The organism is bacterium, from assembly GCA_021372775.1.
In the GTDB taxonomy this organism is placed as follows: Bacteria; Acidobacteriota; Polarisedimenticolia; order J045; family J045; genus JAJFTU01.
Window position 1 is genome coordinate 1 of record JAJFTU010000156.1, and the last position, 7,569, is coordinate 7,569.

Below are 7,569 nucleotides of genomic sequence, written 5' to 3' on the forward strand. Positions count from 1 at the left end.
GGCGCTGACCGGCCGCCCGCCGTTCGCGGCGCTCGAGGCCGGCGACGGCACCGACAGCGACTTCTCGATCAAGGAGGCGCACGTCCGCACCGCGCCGCCCGACGTGCGCACGCTGCGCCCCGACGTTCCTGCGCATCTCGCCGAGATCGTCGCCTGCGCCTTGGCGAAGGATCCGGCGCAGCGCTTCCAGAGCTGCGGCGCGTTCAAGCGGGCATTGGAGACGGCCGTGTCCGTCGCTTGGGCCGGCGCCGGTCCCGCGGCGCCCGACGCGCCCGGATTCGCTCGCACCGCGGCGCCCAACGCGCCCGGCATCGCCGGCCCCGCGCCGGCGGCTCGGCCGTCGATTCAGGTCGCCGTCGTCGGCGCCGCCGCGGCGCCGCAGCCGGTCGTCTTGCTCCCCGGCGGCTGGGACGCGAAGCCCCGCCCGTGGCGACGGTTGCTCGCGAAGATCGTCGATTGGACGCTCTACTTTCTGCCGTCCGTATTCGCGGCCTACTTCGCCGCGATGGTCGCGGCGCCCGCGCTTCTCGGAACGTCGGATGCATGGTGCGACGAGCACCTCGGCCGTCCCTTCCTCTTTGTCGCGTTGGCCTTGGGCCCGTTTGTTCTCGACGCCCTCTTTCTGGCGTGCTTCGGCGGCACGATCGGCCGCTGGTTCTTCGATTTGCGCGTTCGCGCCGCGGACGGGCGGAAGCCTCCGTTCGGGAAGGCGGTCAAGCGGACCCTGCTGCTCTGGGTCCGCGGGATGGGGCTCTCGCTCCCCATCGTCAACATCGCCGCGATGGCGATCGCCTACACGAGGCTCCGCTCGAACGGCGTCGCGAGCTGGGATCGGGATTCCGGGCTCCTGACGATCGGTCGGAAGCTCGGCGCGGGGCGGATCGTCGGCGCTCTGGTCATCGGGTTTTTTCTCTTGCTCATCTTCTTCGGGCATCATTGATCCGCGTTTCGGCGTCTTGAAAGGGAACGAAGCTCCATGACGTTGGTCGGCGAAAACATCCTCGGGTATCAAGTCCGGAGCCTGATCGGCGAGGGCGGGATGGGGGCGGTCTACCGCGGCGTCCATCCGGTCTTCGGGCAGGAAGTGGCGATCAAGGTGCTGGACCCGGTCCTCGCCCGCGACCCGGACCTGCGCGAGCGGTTCGTGCAGGAAGCGCGGATCCAGATGGGGCTGCGGCACCAGGGGATCGTGCAGGTGCTCACCGGCGACGTCTCCGGCGACCGCGCGGCGCTCGTGATGGAGCTCGTGGACGGCGTCTCGCTCGAGGAGGTCGTCAAGCGCCGCGGCTTCGTCCCCGCCGACGAGGCGTGCGGCGTCTTCGCCAAGATCCTCGACGCCGTCGGCTACGCGCATTCCTGCGGCGTCGTGCACCGCGACCTCAAGCCGTCGAACATCCTCCTCACGGCGTCGGGCGAGCCGAAGGTGCTCGACTTCGGCATCGCCAAGGTGGTCGGCAACGCGCGGATGACCCGCACCGGCACGGCGATGGGCTCGCCGCACTACATGTCGCCGGAGCAGGTGCTCGGCAAGAAGGACATCGACCAGCGCTCCGACGTCTACTCGCTCGGCGCGACGTTCTACGAGGCGTTGACCGGGCGCCCGCCGTTCGCCGAGTGCGAGAGCGCCGACGCGGACTCCGACTTCCGGATCAAGGAGGCGCACGTCCACCGCGCGCCGGCCGATCCGCGCACGATCAAGCCGGAGATCCCGGAGCACGTCGCGGCCGCCGTTCTGAAGGCGCTGGCGAAAGATCCGGAAGAGCGCTTCCCCGACTGCTCGACCTTCGCGCGCGCCCTCGCCGGCAAGGCGATGGCCGAGGTGGCGAGCGCCGCGCCGGGGATCCGCGCCCTCAGCCGGCCGGACGACGGCCGCCCGCTCGACGCGCTCGACCTCTTCGGCGCCGGACCCTCCGCGCCGCGCTTCCCGCGGTTCCTCGCGCTCGCCGCGTCGTTCTGCCTGCCGCAGTGCGCGGCGGCGCTGCTTCCGCTAATCGGCGGAACGTCGCGCCTCGACGCGCGCTGGTGGGCGCCGGCGATCCTCTCGAACATCCTCGGCGCGACGCTCCTCGCGCTGCTCGCCTGCATCTTCGCGCGGCGGGCCGATCGGCCGGGCCTCGCCTGGGCGGCATTCGTCGTCGGGCCGCTGGTCGCGATCCCCGGCGCGGTCTTCGCCGCGGGCGGCCGCTTCGCGGCGGCGCTCGCCGATCCCGCGTCCGTCCCGTGGCTCCTGCTCGGCGTCCCGACGGCGGTGGGGTGGGCGTTCGGCGTGCGTTTGCTCGGCGGCGCCGCGGCGCGCCGCTGGACGCCGTTCGCCGCGGTCGCCGTCGGTCTCGTCGTCCGCGCGTGGGCGAGCGACTTCATCGGCCGGATCGTCTTCGTCGCCACGGGGCGCGGGCAGTTGGCCGACCTGCTTCCCACGGCGTTCGCGGGCGCATACGGACGCCTCGCCGTCGGCGCGCTGCTCGGCGCGCTGCTCGTGCAGATCGTCTGGTCGGCTTCCAAGCCGCCGAAGAAGAAGGACGACGCCGCGGCCTGACGCGGCTTCCGGGAGAGATCGTGGAACTGGCGGCGGGAACGCGGATCCTCGGCTACGACGTCGAGCGCAAGTTGGGCGAGGGCGGGATGGCGACGGTCTACAAGGCCGTCCATCCCCAGTTCGGGCAGGTCGTGGCGATCAAGGTGCTCGACCCGCTGCTGGCGCGGAATCCAGAACTGCGGGCGCGCTTCGCGCAGGAAGCGCGCGTGCAGATGGAACTGCGGCATCCGGGGATCGTGCAGGTCCTGACCGGCGACGTCTCCGAGGAGTCGGCGGCGCTGGTGATGGAATGGGTCGAGGGGCTCGCGCTCGACCAGGTGATCGCGCGGCGCGGCGCACTGCCGGCGGACGAGACGGCGCGGATCTTCGAGCAGGTGCTCGACGCGGTCGGCTTCGCGCACGGGCGCGGCGTCGTGCACCGCGACCTCAAGCCGGGGAACATCCTCGTCGAGCCGAACGGCGTCGCGAAGGTTTCCGACTTCGGCATCGCGCGCGTCGTGGGCGACCTGCGCCTGACGCGGACCGGCACGACGATGGGCTCGCCGCACTACATGGCCCCGGAGCAGGTGGTCGGGCTGAAGGAGATCGACGCGCGGGCCGACATCTACGCGCTCGGCGCGACGCTCTTCGAGACGCTGACCGGCCGGCCGCCGTTCGCGGACGTCCTGCCGCCCGGCGCGGAGGGCGACTTCGCGCTGCGCGAGGCGCACGTGCGCACGGCGCCGCCCGACCCGCGGACGCTCGTTCCGTCGCTTCCGCCGGCGTTGGCGGAGGTCGCGCTGATCGCGCTGCGCAAGAATCCGGACGAGCGCTTCCAGAGCTGCGCGGCGTTCAAGGCGGCGCTGCTCGACGCGGCGCGCGACGCGGCGCCGACGCCGGCGTTCGCCGCGGGCGCGGCCGGTTCCGCGCCGCGGGCCGCGGTCGTCGCGCCGCCGGCCGTCGTCGATCTGCTCTCCGCGACGGAGCGGCCGACGTTGCCCGCGTCGCCGTGGCCCGCGGCGCCGCGCGCGGCGGGCGGCGCGGACCGCGCCGCGCCGAACCAGCGGCCGAACGTCCCGCCGATCGCGCGGTCAATCGCGTCGTCGAACGCGCGGCCGAACGTCCCGCCGTGCGCGCCGCCGAGCGCTTCGTCGAACGCGCAGCCGAACGTTCCTCCGAACGCGCAGCCGAACGGTCCTCCGAACGCGCAGCCGGACGTTCCGCCCCACGCCGCTTTCTCGCCGGCGCCGCCCGCAGGACTCTCGCCGGCGCTGCCCGCCGTCGCCGCGCCGCCGCCCGCGCGCGACGTCTCGCCGCGCCGCGGCCCGTCGGGCTTCACGATCGCGGTGCTCGTGATTCTCTTCGGCGTGTTCGGCGCGGTCGTCGGGTTGTCGCTGCTCCGCTCGGGGACGCGCACCGTTGCGGCGCCGAGCCCCGCGCCCGTCGAGTTGCCGACCCCGCCGCCCGAGCAGCCGCAGCCCGCGCGGCAGCCGCAGGCGCCCCCCGCGTCGCCCGCCGAGTCGGCGTCGCCTTCCGACGAAGCGGCGCCCGACGAACCGGCGGCGTCCTCCTCGGACTCCGCGCCGGCCTCGTCGGCCGCCGCGCCGGCCGAGACGGCGGCGGCGCCGGACCTCGACGAGGTCGCGGCGATGTGGAACCGCTTCGTCCACGACGTGAGCGTCCACGACCTCGACGACATCTCCGCCTGCTACGGCGCGAACGTCGATTGGCGGGATCAGGGCGTGAAGCCGCACGACTACATCGTGAACGGCCACCGCGACTACTGGAAGCGCTGGCCGGAAATCGCCTACCAGCGGATCGGCGCGTTCGACGCCGAGCGCGGACCGCGTCCGGGAACGATCTCCGTCACGTTCCCGATCCACTTCGCCGTCCGCAACGCGGAGCGCGGCGAGCGGATCGAGGGGGAGGCGCGCCACCACTGGACGCTCGGCTACGAGAACGGCCGCGTCGTGATCGTCGCCGAGAACCAGACCAACTTCACGCGCCGGCGGACGCAGGAGTGATTCGGAGCTTCGCGCCGCGCTTCGTTTCGCGCTTCGTTTCGCGCTTCGGGCTGCGCTTCGCGGCGGCGGCGCTCTCGGCGGCGTGCGCCGCGTGCGCCGGAACGGCGCCATCGCCTGCGCCGGCCGCGGTCCCCGCGGCGGCGACGCCGGCGACGCGCGGCGGAGCAGCGACGAACCCGGCGACGGCGCCCGCGACGAACCCCGCGACGAACCCCGAGACGGCACCCGCGACGCTCGGCGGCGCGGCGACGAATCCCGCGGCGTCGTCGCCGCTCGTGGCGATCGACGTCGGGCACTCGCCGCTCGACGGCGGCGCGCGGAGCGCGCGCGGCGCGCAGGAATTCAGCTTCAATCGGCGTTTCGCGCGCGAGCTCGCGGACGCGCTGCGGCGGGACGGCGTCGTGCGCCCGCTCGTCATTCAAGCCGACCGCGGCGGGCTGATGCTCGTCGAGCGGATGCGCCTCGCGACGGCGGCGGGCGCGGCGGGCCTGCTCTCGATTCACCACGACTCGGCGCAGCTGCGCTACTTCGAGCCCTGCCGCGTGGACGGCCGGGAGACCCACTGCTGCCCGCGCTTCCGCGGCCACTCGGTCTTCGTTTCCCGACGCGGTCCGGCCGCGGAGGCGAGCCTCGCCTTCGCGCGGCGCGTCGCGGAGGAACTGCGGCGCGCGGGGTTCGTGCCGACGCTGCACCACGCCGAGCCGGTCCCGGGGGAGGGACGGACGCTTCTCGACCCCGGGCTGGGGCTCTACGCTTTCGACGACCTGCGGCTGCTGCGCGGCGCGACGATCCCGGCGGCGCTCTTGGAGTGCGGCGTCCTGGTCAATCCCGACGAAGAGCTGGAGCTGAGCGATCCGGCGCGGCGCGCGCGCTTCGCCGCGGCGGTGGCCAAGGCGATCGAAGAGACGTTCGGCGCGGGGGCGCCTGGCGTGACGGAGGGGACGAAATGACGGTCGCGGCGGGGGAGGAGATCCTCGGGTACCGGGTCGAAGGCCTGATCGGCGAAGGGGGAATGGGGGCGGTCTACAAGGCCGTGCATCCGGTCTTCGGACAGGAGGTCGCGATCAAGGTGCTCGACCCGCTGCTGGCGCGAAACGTCGAGCTGCGGGAGCGGTTCGTGCAGGAGGCGCGGATCCAGATGGGCCTGCGGCACCAGGGGATCGTGCAGGTGCTGACGGGGGAGGTGAAGGGCGAGCGGGCCGCGCTGGTGATGGAGTTCGTGGACGGCCTCTCGTTGGAGGAGGTGATCCGGCGGCGCGGGACGCTGCCGGCCGCGGAGGCGGCGGCGATCTTCGTGCAGGTGCTGGCGGCGGTCGGCCACGCGCACGAGCGCGGCGTGGTCCACCGCGACCTCAAGCCGGCCAACGTGATGGTGACGGCGGACGGGACGGCGAAGGTCACGGACTTCGGGATCGCGCGGGTGGTCGGGAATCTGCGCCTGACGCGGACCGGGACGACGATGGGCTCGCCGCACTACATGGCGCCGGAGCAGATCCTCGGAAGCAAGGAGATCGACCACCGCGCCGACATCTACGCGCTCGGCGCGGCGCTGTTCGAGGCGCTGAGCGGGCGGCCGCCGTTCGCGGAGTTCGAGCGCGCGGGCGCCGACTCGGACTTCGCGGTGAAGGAAGCGCACGTGCGCCGCGATCCACCCGACCTCTGCGCGCTGCGCCCCGACGTGCCTCCGGCGATCGCGGAGGCGGTGCGGATCGCGCTGGCGAAGGATCCGGAGGCGCGGTTTCAGAGCTGCTGGGAGTTTGCCGCCGCGCTGGAGCAGGCCGCGCAGGACCACGCGGCGACGGCTGGGGAGCTTCTCGATCAAGAGGACGCGTTCGCGGCCGAAGAGGCGGCTCTTGCCGAGGTCGATTCTCGTGAGTCCGAGGAGGCGATACAGAGAGATCTCGTGACTGACCGAATCTTCGTAGTGGCGCTCGTATTGCTGGTAGTTCTCGCCGTCATTGTGATACTGGCGGGTAGCCTCTGAATATGCGGGCGTAGGGGAGGCTGGCGCGTCACGCCGATCGTCGGACCGCGGATGATTCCATCGCGCCTGCCTCCCGACGTGATCTCCGCGCAACCTTGCCTTTGAACGTCGAAAGGCAGGGTTGCGCGGACGCCACGTCGGGAGGCAGGCGCGGAGGGAACTTGAGCGCGGGCACGATGATCGGGACGCGCCAGCCTCCCCTACGGGGATCCATGCACGCGACGACCGACGGGGGTCAGGCCTTCAGGCGGCCGTGGCGGATCGGGCGGTAGAGGAGCACGGGGCAGCGGGCGCCGCGGACGACGCGCTCGGCGACGCTGCCGAGGAGCCAGCGGGCCGGGCCGGAACGGCCGTGGGTGCTCATCGCGACCAGCTCCGCCTCGACGTCGTCCACGAAATCGACGATCGCGTCGGCCACCGGACCGCGCGCCAGGCGCACTTCCGTCCTCGCCCGCACGCCCTGCGACGCGAGCCCTTCGGCGATCCGCTGCAGGTACGCCGACGAGTGCTCCTTGAGCGTCTGCAGCATCCGCTCCGTCGCGTTGGCGTCGGCCTCGAGCGCCTCGTAGTGCGGATAGGCGATCACGCGCATCAGCACGACTTCGGTCTCGGGGTAGCGCTCGGTGATCGACCGGACGGCGGGGAGGACCCCTTCCGCGAGCTCCGAGCCGTCGAGCGGGACAACGATCCGCTTGTACATGGAACCTCCCGCGCCGGGCGGCGGGCAGGCGCTCCGGTCTCCTGAAATTTATGCGGAAAGTGTCCCCGCGCGCTTCGTTTCGCGCCGTCGCCGCCGGCGCGCGTGGAGCGTCGCCGCCGCGCCGCGCGGCGTCGCCTTCGGCCGGGGCGCGTCGCCGCGGCGGCGCGACGTCACCCGCGGACGAGGCTCGTCGCCACGGTCGCGCAGAGCGGGCCGCCGCTGTTGACCGTCGCCGCCGCGCGCGGCGCCGCCGTCTGCAGCACCGCCGGCGCCTTGCCGAGAAGCTGCCAATAGCAGGAGCCGATCATCGCCACGCCGGTCGCGCCGACCGGATGCCCCTTGGCGA

At 73.2% G+C, this 7,569-nt stretch carries 6 protein-coding genes; 5 read left to right on the top strand and 1 reads right to left on the bottom strand.

All coding sequences use genetic code 11. The features are described from left to right. The 5 genes from LLG88_05115 to LLG88_05135 form a co-directional block, all read left to right on the top strand. On the top strand, positions 1–940 hold a 940-nt coding region (locus LLG88_05115), incomplete at its 5' end, for an RDD family protein (GenBank protein MCE5246287.1). 36 nt (positions 941–976) lie between these two features. After that, the gene (locus tag LLG88_05120) at positions 977–2,536 is read left to right on the top strand and encodes a serine/threonine protein kinase (protein ID MCE5246288.1); all 1,560 of its coding nucleotides are present in this window, start codon (positions 977–979) and stop codon (positions 2,534–2,536) included. Between the two features lie 20 nt (positions 2,537–2,556). Then, complete coding sequence (locus tag LLG88_05125) at positions 2,557–4,539, top strand: protein kinase (protein ID MCE5246289.1); 1,983 nt, start codon at positions 2,557–2,559, stop codon at positions 4,537–4,539. After that, positions 4,536–5,489: an N-acetylmuramoyl-L-alanine amidase gene (locus LLG88_05130; GenBank protein ID MCE5246290.1), complete on the top strand. Its 954-nt coding sequence runs from the start codon at positions 4,536–4,538 to the stop codon at positions 5,487–5,489. The genes LLG88_05125 and LLG88_05130 overlap by 4 nt, the downstream gene beginning before the upstream one ends. Next, positions 5,486–6,523: a serine/threonine protein kinase gene (locus tag LLG88_05135; GenBank protein MCE5246291.1), complete on the top strand. Its 1,038-nt coding sequence runs from the start codon at positions 5,486–5,488 to the stop codon at positions 6,521–6,523. Before LLG88_05130 ends, LLG88_05135 begins: the two co-directional genes overlap by 4 nt. A gap of 235 nt (positions 6,524–6,758) precedes the next feature. Here LLG88_05135 and LLG88_05140 read toward each other — a convergent pair whose 3' ends face one another. After that, positions 6,759–7,223: a universal stress protein gene (locus LLG88_05140; GenBank protein ID MCE5246292.1), complete on the bottom strand. Its 465-nt coding sequence runs from the start codon at positions 7,221–7,223 to the stop codon at positions 6,759–6,761. Positions 7,224–7,569 lie beyond the last annotated feature (346 nt).